Origin of the sequence: Brevibacterium sp. 50QC2O2 (assembly GCF_024580675.1) — a bacterium.
Lineage (GTDB): Bacteria > Actinomycetota > Actinomycetes > Actinomycetales > Brevibacteriaceae > Brevibacterium > Brevibacterium moorei.
The window spans coordinates 1-1,404 of the sequence record NZ_JANIJZ010000045.1; the positions used below are offsets into that span (position 1 = coordinate 1).

The following is a 1,404-nucleotide window of genomic DNA, read 5'->3' on the forward strand; positions in this document are numbered from 1 at the left end:
TGTCATGTCTCAGGACATCGGGGCCACGTGATGTCTCAACCAGGTGTGTCCATTGATGTCTCATGACTTCGTGTCCATCTCGGGTCGATGCGTGTATTTCGGATCGTTGAGGAATCCTCTGGGGCGTCCGTTTCCAACGTAGTGGGTCTGCGGGTCGGTGGGTTTGATGAATGACAGGATCTGCGTTCCCGCCTCGTCGTAGACGTGGACGTGGCGGAGGTTGTGCATGATGATGACCGTTGTGCCGATGTGGTCCTTGCCGATCCGGTAGCGGACGCGGTCGATGAGGATCGCTGCCGTTTTCGGGATGACTTTTCTCAGCTGGATCCAGTCGTCGGCGTCCATGGGTTCCGGTGGTGTGGGAGGGTCGGCGGTGGGGACTTCGGCGTGCCGTTCGGCCGGGGTGAGTCCTGCCAGGCCCTGGTGTCCGCGGTGGTGGTTGTATTCGGCATCGAACGCGTCGACGTGTTCCTGGAGTGTGAAGAGGGCTTTGGCCGTTGGTCGGGCGGCGAGGTATTTCTGCAGGGTCTGGTGGGAGCGTTCGTTCTTCCCCTGGGTGGTGGGGTGGCCGGGTTTGCCGGTCATGCACGTCACTCCCAGGGATTGCAGGAATGTGGTGAGTTGTCCGATGCGTCCGCGGCGGGAGACGTTGAACGCGGTGCCGTTGTCGGAGAGGAAGCGTTGGGGTGTCCCGTAGCGGTCGATGGCGGTTTTGACCGTGGTCAGGGCTGCTTCGGAGGTTTCGCCTTCGGCGACGTGGGAGGCCAGGATCATGCGGGTGCAGTCGTCGATGATGACGATGATGCAGGCGTGGGTGCCGTCGGCCAGTGTGTGGTCCATCCCGTCGATTTGCCAGAGGTCGTTGAAGCGGGGCCAGACGAATCGGTGGTAGGAGGCTCTGGGGCGTTTCTTCGGGGCTGGTGTGATGACGCCGGAGCGGGTGAAGATTCGGGCGACGGTCGCGCGTGAGGGCAGGCCGGTGATGCCTTCGCGTTGCAATCGGTCGAGGACGGCCAGGGGTCCGTGGTCCCAGCCTTCTTTTTTCAGGTGTTCGCGTTTGGCCAGGAGCAGGTCGATGGTGGTTTGGTCGGTTGTGCCCGGTCGGGTTTTCGGTGCGCGTGAGGCGGGTTCGATGGTGGCGTTGATGCCGCGGGTTTTCGCGCGTGTTCTGATTTTTTTGAACCAGGATCGGGAGACGCCGTAGCGGGTGCAGAATTCCCCGATCGCGCCGTGTGGGGCGGGGTCGGGGAATTGTGCGACTTTCAGGCGGATGTTCGGGTCTTGTGTGGGCTTGTAGTCACGGGTCATGAGTCCACGTGACCATGGGTATGGTCATGATGTGGTGAGACATGGTGGTCATGATGTTGTGAGACATCTGTGGTCACGATGTCCCGAGACTTCACA

The 1,404-nt window shown here is 61.4% G+C and carries 1 protein-coding gene; it reads right to left on the minus strand.

Features of this window, described 5'->3' with window-relative positions; translation table 11 throughout:
* Positions 1-60 precede the first annotated feature (60 nt).
* Positions 61-1,308 (minus strand): DDE-type integrase/transposase/recombinase, encoded by a 1,248-nt coding sequence (locus tag NQ038_RS15125; RefSeq protein WP_257062985.1) that lies wholly within the window; start codon positions 1,306-1,308, stop codon positions 61-63.
* Between the last annotated feature and the right edge of the window lie 96 nt (positions 1,309-1,404).